At 58.2% G+C, this 15,431-nt stretch carries 15 protein-coding genes and 2 pseudogenes; 13 read left to right on the top strand and 4 right to left on the bottom strand.

Annotation, left to right across the window (positions count from 1 at the left end; genetic code table 11):
• Positions 1 to 429: pseudogene (locus P353_RS28845) on the bottom strand (transposase); the annotation flags it as partial.
• On the opposite strand from P353_RS28845, the gene P353_RS30335 reads away from it, so the two are divergent.
• The 8 genes from P353_RS30335 to P353_RS16045 all read left to right on the top strand — a co-directional run bounded on the left by P353_RS30335 (position 398) and on the right by P353_RS16045 (position 8,002).
• Positions 398 to 769 (top strand): zinc-binding dehydrogenase, encoded by a 372-nt coding sequence (locus P353_RS30335; RefSeq protein ID WP_080750583.1) that lies wholly within the window; start codon positions 398 to 400, stop codon positions 767 to 769. The pseudogene P353_RS28845 and the gene P353_RS30335 overlap by 32 nt on opposite strands.
• Before the next feature lie 752 nt (positions 770 to 1,521).
• The gene (locus P353_RS28250) at positions 1,522 to 1,803 is read left to right on the top strand and encodes a hypothetical protein (RefSeq protein WP_080750574.1); all 282 of its coding nucleotides are present in this window, start codon (positions 1,522 to 1,524) and stop codon (positions 1,801 to 1,803) included.
• 389 nt (positions 1,804 to 2,192) lie between these two features.
• On the top strand, positions 2,193 to 2,651 hold the full coding sequence (locus tag P353_RS16015) for an RNA polymerase sigma factor (protein ID WP_034371470.1): 459 nt from the start codon (positions 2,193 to 2,195) through the stop codon (positions 2,649 to 2,651).
• A gap of 23 nt (positions 2,652 to 2,674) precedes the next feature.
• Positions 2,675 to 4,345 (top strand): TonB-dependent siderophore receptor, encoded by a 1,671-nt coding sequence (locus P353_RS16020; RefSeq protein WP_198529085.1) that lies wholly within the window; start codon positions 2,675 to 2,677, stop codon positions 4,343 to 4,345.
• Positions 4,345 to 5,547, top strand: coding sequence for a PepSY-associated TM helix domain-containing protein (locus P353_RS16025; protein WP_034371473.1), 1,203 nt, complete (start codon positions 4,345 to 4,347; stop codon positions 5,545 to 5,547). Before P353_RS16020 ends, P353_RS16025 begins: the two co-directional genes overlap by 1 nt.
• Before the next feature lie 841 nt (positions 5,548 to 6,388).
• Positions 6,389 to 6,883 (top strand): MarR family winged helix-turn-helix transcriptional regulator, encoded by a 495-nt coding sequence (locus tag P353_RS16035; RefSeq protein ID WP_034371479.1) that lies wholly within the window; start codon positions 6,389 to 6,391, stop codon positions 6,881 to 6,883.
• Positions 6,880 to 7,653: a DNA alkylation repair protein gene (locus P353_RS16040; protein WP_034371482.1), complete on the top strand. Its 774-nt coding sequence runs from the start codon at positions 6,880 to 6,882 to the stop codon at positions 7,651 to 7,653. The genes P353_RS16035 and P353_RS16040 overlap by 4 nt, the downstream gene beginning before the upstream one ends.
• Positions 7,654 to 7,663: 10 nt before the next feature.
• Positions 7,664 to 8,002, top strand: a complete 339-nt coding sequence (locus P353_RS16045; protein ID WP_034371484.1) for a DUF6616 family protein — start codon at positions 7,664 to 7,666, stop codon at positions 8,000 to 8,002.
• 353 nt (positions 8,003 to 8,355) lie between these two features.
• On the opposite strand, the gene P353_RS16050 is transcribed toward P353_RS16045, so the two are convergent.
• Positions 8,356 to 9,264 (bottom strand): LysR family transcriptional regulator, encoded by a 909-nt coding sequence (locus P353_RS16050; protein ID WP_034371487.1) that lies wholly within the window; start codon positions 9,262 to 9,264, stop codon positions 8,356 to 8,358.
• A 193-nt stretch (positions 9,265 to 9,457) separates the two neighbouring features.
• Here P353_RS16050 and P353_RS16055 point away from each other — a divergent pair, with 193 nt between their 5' ends.
• From P353_RS16055 to P353_RS16075, 5 genes are read left to right on the top strand one after another with little or no spacing between them, the layout of a single operon-like run.
• On the top strand, positions 9,458 to 10,642 hold the full coding sequence (locus P353_RS16055; protein WP_034371490.1) for a porin: 1,185 nt from the start codon (positions 9,458 to 9,460) through the stop codon (positions 10,640 to 10,642).
• A 30-nt stretch (positions 10,643 to 10,672) separates the two neighbouring features.
• A complete protein-coding gene (locus tag P353_RS16060; RefSeq protein WP_034371493.1) occupies positions 10,673 to 11,686 on the top strand; it encodes a Bug family tripartite tricarboxylate transporter substrate binding protein in 1,014 nt (337 codons plus the stop codon).
• Positions 11,687 to 11,696: 10 nt separating this feature from the next.
• A complete protein-coding gene (locus P353_RS16065; RefSeq protein ID WP_034371496.1) occupies positions 11,697 to 12,509 on the top strand; it encodes a cyclase family protein in 813 nt (270 codons plus the stop codon).
• Positions 12,506 to 13,090, top strand: a complete 585-nt coding sequence (locus tag P353_RS16070; RefSeq protein ID WP_034371501.1) for a cupin domain-containing protein — start codon at positions 12,506 to 12,508, stop codon at positions 13,088 to 13,090. Before P353_RS16065 ends, P353_RS16070 begins: the two co-directional genes overlap by 4 nt.
• On the top strand, positions 13,087 to 14,067 hold the full coding sequence (locus tag P353_RS16075) for a fumarylacetoacetate hydrolase family protein (protein WP_034371504.1): 981 nt from the start codon (positions 13,087 to 13,089) through the stop codon (positions 14,065 to 14,067). The genes P353_RS16070 and P353_RS16075 overlap by 4 nt, the downstream gene beginning before the upstream one ends.
• Positions 14,068 to 14,191: 124 nt before the next feature.
• On the opposite strand, the pseudogene P353_RS16080 reads toward P353_RS16075, so the two are convergent.
• Positions 14,192 to 14,711: pseudogene (locus P353_RS16080) on the bottom strand (SDR family oxidoreductase); the annotation flags it as partial.
• A 156-nt stretch (positions 14,712 to 14,867) separates the two neighbouring features.
• Positions 14,868 to 15,329 carry a MarR family winged helix-turn-helix transcriptional regulator gene (locus P353_RS16085; protein WP_034371584.1) on the bottom strand — a complete coding sequence of 154 codons (462 nt, stop codon included), beginning with the start codon at positions 15,327 to 15,329 and terminating at the stop codon, positions 14,868 to 14,870.
• Between the last annotated feature and the right edge of the window lie 102 nt (positions 15,330 to 15,431).

Below are 15,431 nucleotides of genomic sequence, written 5' to 3' on the forward strand. Positions count from 1 at the left end.
GGCGTTGCGCCAGAGCGATGATCTTGTCCTTAAAGGCGCCGTTTCGGTCTTGAGCGGGCTTGTAACGGTAGGCGCTGGCGCTCATGCCGATGACGAGCAGTGAGCGGCGTTCACTGAGTCCGCAGACCACCATGTGGCGCACCAGCTCGCGCAGTGCAGGTGCGCTCACCACTTTTTTCTCAAGGCTTCTTTCGTCACATCGTTCTCCAGCATGGACTCGGCCAGCAGCCGCTTGAGACGGGCGTTTTCAAGCTCTAGCTCCTTGAGCCGTTTCGCGTCCGAGACGCTCATGCCGCCGAACTTGTTACGCCAGGGGTAGTAGCTGGCCTCAGAAAAACCGTGCCGACGGCACAACTCGGCCACTGGCAGTCCATACCCCGCTTCTCGCAGGAAGCCAATGATCTGTTCTTCTGTAAATCTCTTTTTCACGTCCAATCTCCTGTCTTCGGGATTGGACTCCAGAGTCAGACGCTACTCAAATCCGGGGGACGTCGCTGCAGCCGCTAATGGCATCATTGCCGTGTTTGGCGTCACTCAAGGGAGCCAGTCTCCAATCCCTTTCTATCCAGCTCTGATTCTTAAGAACGTCACGATCCGTGGCATTGCCAATGGCAGTCGAGCAATGTTCTTAGAACTTTTGCGTGCAATGGAGCAACACAACATCAAGACGCTCGAGGCAGAGACCTTCCCGTTCGACAAAGCTGCGGAGGCATACACATTCTTTGACAAAGCACGGCACATCGGCAAAGTCTTCATTCAGCGAGGTTAAGCGCTATGTAGTGATTGCGATAGCTTCCCAAATCACATGAAGGGCAGCAATTGCCTCGGATGTGAATCGGCCAGTCCTCAGTAGGATGCTTCAGGCTGCTCGAGCACATTAATATTCGAGAGCCTTATCAACGTTGATCATCAACCCCGGTTGTTGATCGCCGGAGGATACGGACAAAGACTTGGACTCCCAAGAGGTAGTTCATGAACTCATACACAGACAGGCCTCGTGCAGTTGAGCTTTGCATCAAGCTTGGCCCTTACGTGCGGGCGCTGGCCTTAATTGACCATCATTCCGATACGCAATGACTGGCCTGCTTATACTGACCACAGGCAGCGAACGCCCCTTAGCCGCCATCCAGCTAGAAGCTCTAAAGCCGTCACTCCTTGGGCTGCATGGTCTGAAAAACCTCGATTTTCTGCAGCCGTATACCTCGCGATTCAGCAAACCGTGTCATTCACAAAAAAGACTTACCCAACGCACATAGGCCTTCTCCATGCGTGGGCTATAGTGCTTGTTACAGATTCGTTCGCGGATCTGATTCAACACCAGTGTGGCACTTAGCTCAGGAGAGGCGACGGGTTTCATGCTAAATTTAGTACTGTATTTCACACAGTACACCTGCCGTCGAGCCAAGCGACAATTTTCTTGCGGCATTTTTTGCGCGCCAATTTGGAGCACAAGCGCCAGGTATGACCTGCGCTTTTTTGCGGCCTACTTTACGTTGGGCTTAACACAACCAAGGAGCAATAATGGCAATTATGAAAAGCAGTGATCTCCAGTATGGGTACAGTTGGACGGCTATCAAACCAGACGATCCAAAGGTCTCTGGAAAGCCAGACAGCACGTTTTTAAATCGCGGCGAGGGGTATGAGGTATTGCCGTTTATCAACCGTTTTGCTGAGAAGCATGGATTTAAGAATCTTGAAACGGGTAAAAAGATTGAAACAATGATCAAAAAACATCTACCTGGTGATGTTCGGAGTCATGCAAACGTCACCGCTTGGCTTGAAGCAAATTGGAAAAGTTACTAAGCCCAACAAAGTATTCAAGCGGACGGGCTAGGCCCGCTGCTTAACTTAGGCTTTGAATGTCTGCTTCCTGATTCCATCAACTACGCTTCGTGGCCGATAGTGTGAGTTCACAGATGCGCCAGGAAGCAGACACCTCAATACGTGAGCTATTTCGCATAGGTCTGATGTGAGCGAGGTCCCCAGACTGGTGCTACCTGCCAACAACAGGCTCTCGATGCTCGGCCTGACTGCATCTTCAGCGCTTGCCTCCACCTGAGATCGCACTGCTGAAGACCGCGACAGCGATACAAGCCCGTTACAATCCAGGCACCCTCCTCCCAGCAACAGGTCTTCTTGACGATCTCAGCCAAGCCAGGAGTTCTCTTTTGTCATCCGGCTGAGGTGTCCCTGTGCCCGAGCGCTACTACAGAGAACTGCTGCGGTATTTCACGCGCAGCGCAGGCGACCGTGATGTGGCCGCCGACTTGGTGCAAAGCACCTACACCCGTATCTATGCTTTGCAACGCGCAGGAGGAACTGTGCAGGATGCCCGCGCCCTGCTGTACCAGACGGCACGCAACCTGGCGGCCAGCGGCGCTACCCGGCGGCAGGCCGAGCAGCGAGTACTGGATGCACTTCGCTTAGTCGCGCCCACAAGTGCCCCTTCCGCCGAAACCGCGGCGATTGCCCGTGAGCAACTGAATCTGTTTCTCCAACGGCTGGAAGCCATGCCACGCAAACGGCGCGATGTGTTCATCCTGGTGCGCATTTATGGCTACAGCTATCGTGAAGCCGGTGAGCATCTGGGCATGACCGAAACCAATATCGAGCGGCATGTCATGCGCGGCATCCTGGACTGCGCAGCCTAGAAGTGTTGCGCGGAGCGGCTTCAGTGCTCTATGGGCAGCTGTCGCCCGGTGGGGTGGTCAACGCCGTCAGCAAGCGACCCACGTCAGAGCCCATCCGGGAGCTGGGCTTGCAGCTGGGCAACCACAACCGCCGCCAGCTGACGGCTGACTTCAGCGGCCCCGTGGCCGGCAGTGACACGCTGGACTACCGCCTGACCATGCTCGGGCGCGACAGCGATACCGCAGATCGCTACATTCCGGACGACAAGCTGTACATTGCACCCGCTCTCACCTGGCGGCCAAGCGCGGACACCTCGCTCACTTTGCTCTCGTTCTATCAGAAGACCAACACGCGCTTCTCTGCCCCCTTGCCCTACCAGCTGGTCGAAGGCGTAGGCAACGGCCCCTATACCATCGGCCGTGGCGATTTCATTGGAGAGCCGAACTACGACAAGATGAAGGGGGAGATGTTCACGCTGGGCTACGAGCTGAACCATGCGCTGAACGCCAGCACACGTCTGCACCACAGCCTGCGCTTCTTCGAGTCCAAGGTGACCTGGAACTATCTGCAGGCACAGACAAGTGCAGCTGCCATTGCCGCAGCAGCCTCCACGGGTGTGCTGCGCCGCCAGTACAGCGACCGGCAGGAGCACGCCAAGGGCCTGGCATCCGACACGCGACTGGAATGGAACGGCAAGCTGCTGGGAGCAGACCACAAAATGTTGGTGGGCCTCGATGCCTACCGCATGGACTATGACTCGCAGAACTTCCGTGCCAATACCTCGTCCCTCAACCTCGGCAGCTACAACTATGGCCAGTCGGTCGTGGTCAACCGCGATCCTGCGCTGAACCGCGGCTCGCGCCGAAAAACCACGCAAACCGGCCTGTACCTGCAAGACCAGGTCAACCTGGGAGAACGCTGGACCATCCTGGCCGGCATGCGCCGCGACTGGGCACAGCAGGACCAGACCGCACACCGCGACGGCAGCAACGCCGTACAAAAGGACGCGGCCACCACCTGGCGAACGGGTGTGGTCTACAAGGCGTCCAACGGACTGGCGCCTTATCTGAGCTACAGCGAATCCTTCTTTCCAGTTTCGGTGTCCGAAGTGTCTGGCCAGAGCTTCCGGCCCACCAAGGGCAGTCAGTACGAGGCGGGCGTGCGCTACCAGCCCGATGGCAGCCGGATGCTGTTGAGCGCTGCGGTGTATGAGCTGCTGCAGGACAACGTGCTGAAATTCGATGCAGGACAGAACACCTATCGCCAAACTGGGCAGCAGCGCTCACGGGGCTTTGAGTTCGAAGCCAAGGCGGAAGTCTCTCGCGCACTCAGCGTTATCGCGTCCTATGCCTACACCGATGCAAAAATCACGCGCAGCACCATTGCCAGCGAGCTCGGCCAGCGCAGCGAAGACACGCCCTACCACCAGGCTGCACTCTGGGCCGACTACAACTTTGCCTCCTGGGGCTTGCCACAGCTGCGCCTGGCAGCAGGGGCGCGCTACAAGGGCAGCACCCGCGCATCGGGCATTGCCACCGCCAGGCCCGGATACACGATCTTTGATGCGCTGCTGGGCTACCGCTTCGATGCCCACTGGGACCTCAACGTCAACGTGAGCAACCTCATGGACAAGAAGTTCACCAACTGCGAGTACGCCATCTGCCACTACGGTGACGTCCGCCAGGCAAGCGCCAACCTGACATACCGCTGGTGATGCCAAGACGCAAAGCATCGCTGCGAGGCTGGCTGGTCATCGCCCACCGGCTCGCCGGCTTGACGCTGGCCGCTTTCCTGATGGTGGCAGGGTTGACCGGCAGCCTCCTGGTGTGGAACACCGAGCTGGATGCGGCACTGAACCCGCACTGGCTCAGGACCACGTCCTCTCATTCCAGCACCCAACCGATGGACGCGCTGGAGTTGCGCGACCTAGTCCAGGCACGCTATCCCCATGCCTTGGCAGCACGTGTCCCCCTGGCGCAGGAGCCCGGCCATGCCATGGTGTTTCTGCTGCGTCCGCTGCCAGGCAAGGCACCGCTGGAGAACGACCAAGTCTTCGTTGACCCCTACAGCGGCCAGATCCTGGGAGAGCGGCGCTGGGGAGACATCACCCAGACTTGGCGCAACCTGATGCCTTTTCTCTACCGCCTGCATTACTCGCTGGCTCTCGGAACAGTCGGGACTTGGGCGCTGGGTCTGGTGTCGCTGCTTTGGATGGTCGATTGCGTCATCGGCTTTTGCTTGACCTTGCCTGCCAGCGCCAAGAGCAGCCAGCGCCCCTGGCTGGGACGCTGGGCACGTGCCTGGAAGCTGGATATGCAAAGCCGCTGGCGTGTCACCTTCGACCTGCACCGTGCGGGCGGCCTGTGGCTATGGCCCGCCCTGTTCGTTTTGGCGTGGAGCAGTTTTGCGCTTAACCTGCCGCAATGGCACGATCCCATGCTACGGGCCGTCAGCGTGCAACAGCCAGGCGCAGCCGACCTGCCACGGCGTGCGCGACCGCTGTGGCCTCCCACGCTAAACTGGAAAGCAGCGCACATGCGGGCGCAAGATCTCATGCAGGAAAATGCTTCGCTGCGCGGCTTCTCGGTGTTAGAGGAAAGCTCGTTGGCATACGACCCCATGCGCGGACTGTATCGCTACGACGTGCGCAGCAGCCTGGACATCAATGATCGCGGTGGCAGCACGAGGCTATTTCTCGATGGAGAAGCCGGCACTCTGGTGGCTACCTGGCTGCCCACGGGAGCGGCCGGGGGCGACACATTCATCACGTGGATCAGCAATCTGCACATGGCGAGCGTGGGAGGTATGACGTACAAGCTGGTCATCACCTTGGCCGGATTGGGTGTTGCCATGCTCAGCGTCACCGGCGTGCTGATCTGGCTGCGCAAGCGCAACGCACGGCGACAGTCCGGATGACCTTCTGGCCGACAACGAAGGACCGCGTTGGTTGGAGGGCACCTATTCGTGAGCCAAGATAACGGACTTCCCCCCCCTAGGGCAGCAGGTTAGTGGTGGGCTTCTGTTGGCCAAGACAGTCATTCGAAAAGTGACTGTCTTGGCGTTCTCAATTACCGCTATGAGGCGGTGACCAGTAGCTAGCCCTGAGGCCAGGAGCAGCAGCAGGCGCTGCAAAGCGTTTAGGCCGCCTGCAGTCGCTCAACTCAAAGATCCCAATGACTGCCAGTGCCCAACGCAGTAAATGGAACGTGGAACGCGACTTCCATGAAGGTTCGCTGCAAACTTCAAAGCAGTCACTGGACTGCCACGTATTTCGTGGTGACTGCTTTTACCTAGTTCGAACTGGTTCTATCGACCTATTTCGGTCGCTGGCAAGATCACTAGCCAGCGTCTGCTCTCGGCGGGAGCCGTCACACTCCCCTGGGAAATCTGGACGAAGTGTGGCCGCAAGTTTACATCCCGGTTAGCAGTCGTTGACGAGGGCCTGCGATCGACACATTGCAGCCGCTCAAGCCGCGTCGACTGCGACTGCTGAACAGCGATTGCAGCCGCTTGAAAATGCATTGTGATTTGACACCGTAGCAGACACTCGGGCTTTGAACCAGGCTCCTTCTCATCGAAGGTTTTCGGCGTGAAGCGGACATTGACGGTCAAGTCCAGTCTAAAGGGCTGCAGGTTGCCCACTGCCATTTCGTATGAACGGAAGCACAGTCGACATCGCTGGAAGTGATGCTTGTCCATTTGTCATGAAGTGACGCTCTCTATATAATAAGCCACCATATTATATTTTGGCTAACTAATGAAGCTTGAACAAAAGTACCAAGCGTTAATTGAAGAAGCGCAACGGCGCAACCTTCTGGATGTGGATGGTATCCAGCTATGTTTTCAAGTGCTGTCGATGGCTGCAAGCATCGACCGCGACTGTGCTGCTTTGCTGGCCCCTCATGGTTTGTCTGAGGGGCGCTTTGTGCTTTTATTCCTTCTCGATGTGGCACCTGACGGACTCGCACCCAACGCGCTGGCCGATCAGGCTGGCGTGACCCGCGCCACGGTGACCGGCCTGCTAGACGGACTGGAGCGCGAAGGTCTGATTGAACGTCACGCCAACGCCGAAGACCGCCGTGCACTGTGCATTCGTCTCACCTCAAAAGGGAAACAACTCGCCAGTACCGTTATCGACCAGCATGGCCGGTGGATTGCAGGCCTGTTTGGCAACCTGTCAGTAGATGAGCGAAAGCAGCTGGCAGCGCTGCTGGAGAAGGTACGTGGCCCTAAATCGGACGTTGAATCATGAAGGATCCAGTCCGCAAGGGTGCGACGCGCACCGCTGACATTCCTCGGGATGTTCTGCATGCGCTATCGCGCGGGGAGTTGCAATGTGCGACGCTGGCTGAATGCCTGGCAGTCGACCAGGCCGTACTGGCACGAACACTCTTTCCGGCACTTACGGCTCAAGCACTGAGCGCGATCGATGAAGCCTGCCAACTGGGCGTGCTCAAACGCATGGCCCGTATCGGCTCAGTCTTGCTGGAGGCCCTGGGTACGGAAGGCATTGCACAGTGCCAAACGCACCGCGCCGATATGGCACGCGGCTGGGCGTGCTTCATGATCGGTGCTCAGCCTCACCTAGATCTCGGCGTACGGCTGGCCGCAATGCGCCCGCTGGCAGACGATCCTCATTTTGGTGTGCGTGAATGGGCTTGGATGGCGATGCGGCCGCACCTGGTGCAAGACCTAGCTGCGGCCATCGCTCAGTTGATGCCATGGACACAAGATCCTTCTGAGCGTGTCCGACGATTCGCGTGCGAGGCTTTGCGTCCCCGCGGTGTGTGGAGCACGCATATCTCGCAGCTCAAACGCTCGCCCGAGAAAGCGCTGCCTTTGCTCTCAGCTCTGAGTAGCGACCCTTCGGTCTACGTGCAGGACTCGGTCGCCAATTGGCTCAATGATGCCGCCAAGGACCAGCCAGCCTGGGTGCGTGACATCTGTGCTCAATGGCTTCAAAGCTCCCAAGCCGCCGGCACACATCGTATATGTCAACGCGCACTGCGCAATCTCAAGTGAAAGTGGAACCGTGTCTCATTACCTCGTAGAGCTCTACACCCCCAATCCGGCTTGGCTCGCACTGTCCGCCAACCAAAGGCAACACTTTCTTGGCGGCATCGGACTCGCATTGAATCAACTCTCCAGCCTCGGTGTCGAAGTTCTCTCTCTGGCAGAAACGGACTCCAGCATCGACCAAGGATCCGCACATAAATTCCTTGGCATTTGGCGCTTTCCTGACCAGGCCGCTCGAGACGCCCTGCTGGCAGGCATCAAAGCCAGCGGCTGGTACGACTACTTTGACCATGTGAATGCGGCCAGCACTCAAGGGGCGGCGGATATTCACCTGGCTGCTCTAGCTGCCGCGTAGCGCAGTCTTTCAGATAATGCCTGTGTGATCTGCAATGCGGCTAGCAACTTTCTAGCCCTTTTTGGGGCCTCCTGACTGTCATTGATCGAGGGAGAAGCGGCGGTTCAAGGAGGCATTCAACGGCTTGTTTTGGCCTTCGCCGCCACTCGGGCACTGGACTGTGAATGGCTCAGATTGCTCCGAAGCTGTCGATCGGAGGTTCACTGCAGTTGTCTGCTTTTGGCCGAACTCAGTCGATCACGACCTTTAGTGCTGTCGAGGCACTTAATCGATTGAATACATAACCATTCAGAGTCACCCTTGTGAATTTCCTGATGAGAGTCGCCCTAGCCGTCTGCGTGTCCACATCAGCCTTAGATGCTACGACCTACCCGTAGTGCGAGCTCACGCATCCACTGTAGCGCGGGGTCGGCATTGCGGTGTCGATGCCATTGCAGTGTCTGTACCAGCGTGGGTACCTCGAGAGGCGGCGGCCAGAGCCTGATCGGCAGTACTTTTTCCGCCTGTAGTGCCACCCGCCTATGCACCGTGGCGATGCGATCGGTTCCGACGACCATCTGAGGTAAAGCCGCCATGCTGGGCGCGGACACTTCGACCTTGCGATTGATGCCGAAGCGGTCGAGAAACCAGCCATCAAATGCCGCGCGTTGCTGGCCCGTGGCGTAGTTCGCGACGACATGCCCGCATTCGAGGTAGTCGTTGAAGGTGAGTTCCTCTTTGATATTGCTGTGACCCGACCAGGTCACGCACAAGTACTGCTCCTCGAACAGCGGTGCGCAAGGGTGGTCCACTGCTGCGAACTGCTCAGGAATGATCAGCAGATCGGCATCCCCTTGCTCGAGCTGCTCGGCAGGCTTGTCATTGAGCGAGCGCAGCTCCAGACCGATTCCCCGTGCCTGTTGGTAGAGGGCCTCGAGCAAGGGGGGAATGAATACTGCGGTCGTGAAGTCCGAGAGCAGCAGCACAAAGGTGCGCGTGGACTCCGCGGGGTCAAACAGCGGCGGAGTGGTGATCGTGCTGTCTATGCGCATCAGAACCTCGCGCACTGGCTCTATGAGCCCCAGCGCGCGCGGTGTGAGAACCATTTGTCGACCTTGCGAGGCAAGCAATTCATCACCAAAGAAATTTCGTAGTCTGGCCAGCGCATTGCTCATCGCAGGCTGGCTCAAATGCAGGCGTTCTCCCGCGCGGCTGATGTTGCGCTCTGCAAGCAGCGCATCCAGAGCAACGAGCAGATTCAGATCGAGTTTGTTGAAACGCATGTCTTGAAGTTTGGGCTCAAGCGCAAGCCTGCGATTTCAGCAGCTCGCCACCCCGGGTTTGCAATGATATTCACCAAATGGATTCCTGGAATCTAAAGAATCCATTTCAGGAATACAAGCGAAATACCCAGAATCCGCTCCGTCGCGCCTGTTCCAGACCGGGCGGCATACAAAAACATCAACGGAGACAAACATGCAAAACAGTGCTGAGCTGCACGACTTGACAACGCCCATGCGCAACCATGCCCCCGCAATCATGCTGACACTGGTCGCCACGCTTGCAGCTGCGGCCTTTTCCAACGTGTATGCGCAAAGTGTGCCAGGACCCAGTCTGCATTTTTATGGCTTGATCGATGCAGCAGTTGGACGCTTCGAAGGTGCAGCAGCTGGAGTCAATGCGCGCGATCGCGGGACTGCAAAAGTGGACGGGGGCGTCATGTCGACAAGCCACTGGGGTATTCGTGGCACCGAGGATTTGGGAAGCGGGCTTACCGCATCATTCGATTTGTCTGCCTTCGTACGCAACGATACGGGAGCTTTCGGACGCAACGACGCGATTCCAGCGCCGGTCAATGTTGCTGCCGATCCGATGTTCTCACGTGCTGCATGGATCGGTCTCGCGCATGCCACGTGGGGGCGCGTGCGCCTCGGTAACGTGACTTCGTTGATGTTCATCAACAGCGTGTCCTCCAATGCCTTTGGCGACTCCACCGTGATTAGCCCACTCAACCTCACCACCATGATCGGCAGCCCAATGACTGGCGGCACTGGCTGGGCGAATTCACTGGTCTATGACAGCCCAGTATGGAGAGGCGTCAGCGTTTCTCTGGCCCACGGCTTCTCGGAGGGACAAGGCGGTAGCAACAATGCGCTCCGTGTGGCCTATACACAGGGCCCTGCAGCGGTTTCTCTTGCAATGCAAAGCGTCAAACGCGACCCGCTCACGTTTGCAGATGGAACATCACCTAACAACACACGTACCTGGCAACTCGCCGCATCCTACGACTTCAACGCTGTCAAATTTTTTGCCCATCTTGGCGGCATACAGAATCGTGGCACAGCGATGCAACCGCTGGACATCTCCTATCGACTCTGGGAGCTGAGCGCTGCCATTCCCGTGGGTTCAGGCCAGTTGCTGGCCGGATGGGCTTCGCGCCGAACCGGCGACGCCGTGGTGCCAGTGCCCGCTACTGCTGCTGGTGGAAATCTCGTGCGCAAGGTACTGACCGTGGGCTATGACCATCAGTTGTCCAAGCGCACCGACGCTTATCTGGTGCTGATGCGTGATCAGACGCGCACCCAAACGACAGGGGCTCCATCACAGGTACTCGAAGCACTGGGAACGAGCGTCGCCTTGGGCGTGCGCCATCGGTTCTGACACGGCCACAGAAATACAAGGAGAAATGCAATGAACAAAAAGTATCAACAAGCCGCACCGTTGGGAATGAATCGGAGATCCTTGCTGGTGACATTGGCCGCGGCCACCGCAGGGCCTATTGCACTGGCACAGTCAGGGCGACATGTATCCATAATCGTTCCCCAGCCGGCTGGAAATCCCAGCGACGTTTTCGCACGCAAGCTTCAGGGTTCAATGCAGCGCGCATTGGGTCAGACCGTCATTGTCGAAAACCTTCCTGGTGCTGGCGGTGCGATTGGCGTACAGCGCATGCTTAATTTGCCTGCCGATGCAATGACCGCAGTCATGGTCTCGCAGACCGAGCCCATCCTCACACCTGCGACGCTGGCCAGCGTGCGTTACAAGCCAGAACAGATGCGGCCAGTGGGTCTGCTGGGCCGCACGAGCTATGTTCTGGCTGGTAGACCTGATCTTCCGGCAAAGAGTCTTGCTGAGCTGCTGTCGTTGGCACGCCAAGCGGATAAAGCGGGCAATCCGCTGAGATTCGGCCATATCGGCCAGGGGTCGATGATTCACCTGATGGGCGCACAATGGGCGCGCATGTGCGGCGTTCAGCTGTCCCACATTCCCTACCGCGGTGTCCCGCCTGCAGTGCAGGACCTCGCAGGCTCTCAGATCGATCTGTCGTTCGTGCCGCTGGGGGGCTTGGCCTTCGATCTGATAAAGACAGGCAAGTTACGCGCGTTCGGCAGCACGGCCGACCAGTCTCCCGCACTACTGCCAAAGGTAGCGCCGCTCAAGAATCAAGCCCCTGAACTGCGCACATTTGTACATACCGCGTGGGGTGCACTGCTGGTGCCGCGCGGGGTTCCTGACGCCGCGATCAAGCGCCTGCATGCAGCCTTCGACGCCGCGATGAGCGACGCTGACGTCCAGGATTTCTTACGCAGCCAAGGTACCGACCCACAAGCACCCATGAGCTTGGAAGCGCTCGACAAGTTCTATCAATCCGAGATCCAGATCCATCAGGCGCTGTCGCGCGCCGTGGGCGTGGTGCCCGAATAAAGGTATCCATATGAAAAAGCCACACCGCCGCTTTGTCGATCTCTCCATTTACTTGGAAAACGACGTTCTATCTGACCCGCCGCCACTAGCACCCAGGATCACCTACCAGAAGCATCAAGATACGCTGGCAGAGTTCATCGCGATGATTCCGGGTACGACGCCTGAGGACTATCCCGATGGCGAAGCAGCTGCTGCCGAGTGGGTCACGTTGACCACGCACAACGGCACCCACCTGGATGCCCCCTGGCACTTCCATTCAACCCAGGACGCCAAGCTGGGCGGTTCTCGGCCATCGATCACGATCGACGAAGTGCCACTTGAGTGGTGTTTTCAGCCAGGCGTGAAGCTTGACTTTCGCTACTTTCCCGATGGCTATGTCGCGACCGCAGCGGACGTGGAAGCCGAACTCAAGCGCATTGGCCATGAGATTCAGCCGCTGGATATCGTAGTCGTCAACACACGTGCCGGAAGCCGCTACGGCAATGCGGACTACCTGGGCGCCGGTTGCGGCATGGGCTATGAAGCGACGATGTACCTGCTCGAGCGCGGCGTGCGCCTTACGGGTACGGACGCCTGGAGCTGGGATGCGCCTTTTTCATACACCGCTGCCAAGGTGGCGGAGACTGGCAACAAGGCCCTGATCTGGGAGGGTCACAAGGCCGGACGCGACATCGGCTACTGCCACCTCGAGAAGCTGCACAACCTTGAAGTGCTACCACCCACGGGCTTTCTCATCAGCTGCTTTCCGCACAAGATCCGTGGCGCATCCGCAGGCTGGACGCGTGCGGTCGCCATTTTTGAAGATGAAAACATCGCGCCATGAGCTTGCCGTCCATCGAACGCATTGTCACTGGCCACGACGACCAGGGTCGCGCCATCATCACATCGCACGGCCCACTGCCCACAACAGTCGAGATCGCAGCCATTCCTGGGACGGTATTCCACGAAGTCTGGGCCACCCATGCCACGCCAGCGCCGGTAGATAACGGCACCGACCCGACACTTGCCGCGCTGATGCTGCCGCCACCTCAGAACGGCACACGTATCCGCTTCGTCGACATTCCGCCCGATACCGCAGAGCTCCTCGCGCAAGACAGAAGCGAGATGCGGGACGCCTTCACCCAGATCGGCGATGCAGCCGCATCGACCGTGCGGGCGGATTCGCCGCACCCTTTGATGCACCGCACTCAGTCGGTTGACTATGGCGTCGTCATCGAAGGCGAACTGACCCTGGTACTCGACAGCGGAGCGGAGGTGCTACTGCGCGCGGGCAGTGTTGTTGTGCAGCGCGGCACCAACCACGCCTGGGCTAACCGTTCTAGCCGGCCCTGCCGCATGTTGTTCATTTTGGTCGATGGAGTCTATTCGCCGGGCATTGCGATGGCATTGGAGAAGTCAGTATGAAATTTGCCACTTTGAGAAACGGTACTTTTGACGGTGAGCTGGTTTTGGTCTCGCGCGATGGTCTACACGCGCTGCCCGTGCAAAGCATTGCCACAAGCCTACTGGACGCTGTGCAACGCTGGGATACGGTACGAGCCCCCTTAGAGGCACTATATATGGCGCTGAATGCGGGCGACGCCTCGGATGCGATCGCCTTTGACCCGCATGTCTGTGCAGCGCCGCTACCACGCAGTCCGCAGTGGCTGGATGCTTCAGCATTCCTTAACCACGGCCGGCTGATGGAGGCTGCCTTCAACACCCCCCCTATTCCGCACTTTGACACCGTTCCAGTCATGTACCAGGGAGCCAGCGACGACTTCCTCGGCCCGCACGAGGATGTGCCACTGCCCTGCGAAGCCGACGGCATCGATTTCGAGGGTGAGTTCGGCGTAGTTGTCGGTCCTGTGGCCATGGGTGCAACACCCGAACAGGCGCAGGCCGCTGTGCTATTGGTTGTGCAGATCAATGACTGGAGCCTTCGCGCACGTGGTCCACATGAGATGCAGACTGGCTTTGGATTTCTCCAAGCTAAACCTTCATCATCTTTTGCGCCCATCGCAGTGACTCCCGACGAACTGGGCAACGCGTGGCTCGATGGCCGAGTGCATATGAGCCTACATGTGCAGTGGAACGGCGAGCGTTTCGGCGAACCGCATGGCAGAGAGATGAACTACTCCTTCGGCCAGCTCATTGCGCATGCAGCTCGCACTCGCAAGCTTACTGCGGGTAGCATCGTCGGCTCGGGGACCATCTCAAATCAATCCCGTACCGTCGGTTCAGCCTGCATTGCCGAGCGGCGCGTGATCGAAAAGATAGACCATGGCACCATCCGAACCTCCTTCATGCGTTTCGGTGACCGGGTAAGCATGCAAGCCAGATACGACGACGGGCGAGACGGTCCATTTGGCGTGATTCAACAGCGTGTGACGCAAGCCTAGTCACATCCCCGCAGGCTTTAGCTTGGAGATCAACAGCGTGCGGATGCTGTCGAAGTAGGCGCGCAGCAGTTCGGGGGCGTTGGGCAGGGTCATCTCAGGCTCCTTTCGAGGGCAGCACTCAGACCTAGGCCTTGCCGCCATCGGCGAACAGCTCGATGCGGTTAACGAAGGCCGAGTCGTCTGTGGCGAAGAAGACAGCGGCCTTGGCATGTCTTCCGGCTGGCCCATGTGGCCCTGCGGCACCTGGGTGGTGAGGTAATCGAGCAGGCCCTGCTGCTGCGCGACATTCGGAGCAGCCAGTTCCACCAGGCCCAGGTGTGCATGGCGCCGGGTGACAGCGTTTTGACGCGAATGGCTCGGCCCTTGAGACCCAAGACCCAGCTTCGGGTCAACTTGCGCACGGCCGCCTTGGTCGCACTATAGATGCTGAAATTCACGGTGCCGAGCACGCTGGTGGTCGACCCAGCAAGGATGACCGATGCGCCGACCGTTGTCTTGTCGAGCAGCCGCAGCGCCTTCTGCACGGTGAACACCACGCCCCAGACATTGCGATCGAGGGTTTCGTCGCAATGCGCCTGGGTGATGCTGCCCAGCGGGAGCAAGGTACCGCCGCTGACGTTGGCATACAGGCCATCAAGGCGGGCCAGCTGACCGATGGCGGCCACGGCTGTGTCGAGCTCAGCTTGGCGGCAGCCGGTAAGCTTCTTGCTGATCGACGATCGTTGCATAACGACCCATGGCGGCTCCTAATGGAGCCTTTTCTTGAATCAGGTCAAGCCATCTGTTGGACCTATGTATAACTAAGGTCGGTACGCGTTGACGTGATCAACCTGCTTGTGGAGACGGTTGAGCATATCGATCAGCAACTCCACTTCTTCGGGAGTCAGTGTTTGCAGAAGGCGACGCTCTCTTTCTTTTGCCACATCGAAGATCTGATCATGCAAATGTTGGCCCTCTGTGGTGAGACTGAGGGTGTATCGCCTCGCATCTACCGCATCAACTTGCGCCTGCACATAGCCTGCGTTTTGCAGCACTTGAACAGATTTGCTCACAGCACTTTTATCCAACCCAACTACCTGGCAAATCCGCTGCGCAGGAATATGGTTTTCCACCGCCAGCATGGACAAGACGCGCCACTCGACGATGCCCACATCGAAGTGCTCTCGATATACCTGAGATGCCCCGGAAGACAGCTTGTTCGCGATGAAAGCTAGCAAGGCTGGAGCGTAGCGCTCAAGGTCAAGTTTCTTTTTTTTCTTCATGCACTGTAGGCCCAACTTAGGGTAAATATTGGTTGATATCTCAACCGATTTTCATACACTGACGTATCTCTGATTGCACTATAGCTGCGTTTTATTAGTTGA

The sequence above is a fragment of the Comamonas testosteroni genome, from assembly GCF_000761245.1.
Lineage (GTDB): Bacteria > Pseudomonadota > Gammaproteobacteria > Burkholderiales > Burkholderiaceae_C > Comamonas > Comamonas testosteroni_C.

What these genes read in the sequence shown, in the direction of transcription:
- P353_RS30335 (WP_080750583.1), top strand. Translation starts at nt 398, where the DNA reads ATGATCTGTTCTTCTGTAAATCTCTTTTTCACGTCCAATCTCCTGTCT.
- P353_RS28250 (WP_080750574.1), top strand. Translation starts at nt 1,522, where the DNA reads ATGGCAATTATGAAAAGCAGTGATCTCCAGTATGGGTACAGTTGGACG.
- P353_RS16025 (WP_034371473.1), top strand. Translation starts at nt 4,345, where the DNA reads ATGCCAAGACGCAAAGCATCGCTGCGAGGCTGGCTGGTCATCGCCCAC.
- P353_RS16035 (WP_034371479.1), top strand. Translation starts at nt 6,389, where the DNA reads ATGAAGCTTGAACAAAAGTACCAAGCGTTAATTGAAGAAGCGCAACGG.
- P353_RS16040 (WP_034371482.1), top strand. Translation starts at nt 6,880, where the DNA reads ATGAAGGATCCAGTCCGCAAGGGTGCGACGCGCACCGCTGACATTCCT.
- P353_RS16050 (WP_034371487.1), bottom strand. Translation starts at nt 9,264, where the DNA reads ATGCGTTTCAACAAACTCGATCTGAATCTGCTCGTTGCTCTGGATGCG.
- P353_RS16055 (WP_034371490.1), top strand. Translation starts at nt 9,458, where the DNA reads ATGCAAAACAGTGCTGAGCTGCACGACTTGACAACGCCCATGCGCAAC.
- P353_RS16060 (WP_034371493.1), top strand. Translation starts at nt 10,673, where the DNA reads ATGAACAAAAAGTATCAACAAGCCGCACCGTTGGGAATGAATCGGAGA.
- P353_RS16065 (WP_034371496.1), top strand. Translation starts at nt 11,697, where the DNA reads ATGAAAAAGCCACACCGCCGCTTTGTCGATCTCTCCATTTACTTGGAA.
- P353_RS16070 (WP_034371501.1), top strand. Translation starts at nt 12,506, where the DNA reads ATGAGCTTGCCGTCCATCGAACGCATTGTCACTGGCCACGACGACCAG.
- P353_RS16075 (WP_034371504.1), top strand. Translation starts at nt 13,087, where the DNA reads ATGAAATTTGCCACTTTGAGAAACGGTACTTTTGACGGTGAGCTGGTT.
- P353_RS16085 (WP_034371584.1), bottom strand. Translation starts at nt 15,329, where the DNA reads ATGAAGAAAAAAAAGAAACTTGACCTTGAGCGCTACGCTCCAGCCTTG.